This is a genomic window from Methylobacterium sp. D48H (genome assembly GCF_053345715.1).
Genome location: NZ_JBKFAP010000092.1, coordinates 1 through 437 on the forward strand (window position 1 = coordinate 1; position 437 = coordinate 437).

The following is a 437-nucleotide window of genomic DNA, read 5'->3' on the forward strand; positions in this document are numbered from 1 at the left end:
CGCGGTGAAGGCGGTTGCCGACACGCTCGGCGTGGCCCGCTCCCACTTGGCCGAGCGCCTGAGCCGCCCCGCCCAGCCGCGCGGTCCCTACCGCAAGCCCGAGGATGCGCAGCTGCTGCCGACGATCTGCGCGATCGTCGATGCCCGCCCGAGCTACGGCTATCGCCGCGTCACCGCACTGGTGAACCGGGCACTGCACTCGCGCGGCGAGGCGAGCGTCAATGCCAAGCGGGTGCTGCGCATCCTGCGGGCGAACGGGCTCACCCTCGCGCCGCACACCGCCCGGCGGCCCGGCCGCACCCACGACGGCACCGTGGTGGCGTTGCGTTCGAACGTGGAGCGGGTCGCTCGGATCACCTCGAACTGCGCTGCCGGGACGGTGCGGTCGTCCGCGTGCTGTTTGCCATCGACGCGTGCGACCGTGAGATCATCGCGTG

At 72.8% G+C, this 437-nt stretch carries 1 pseudogene; it reads left to right on the plus strand.

Features of this window, described 5'->3' with window-relative positions:
• Positions 1–437 (plus strand): annotated as a pseudogene (locus ACLBX8_RS31620) (IS3 family transposase); the annotation flags it as partial.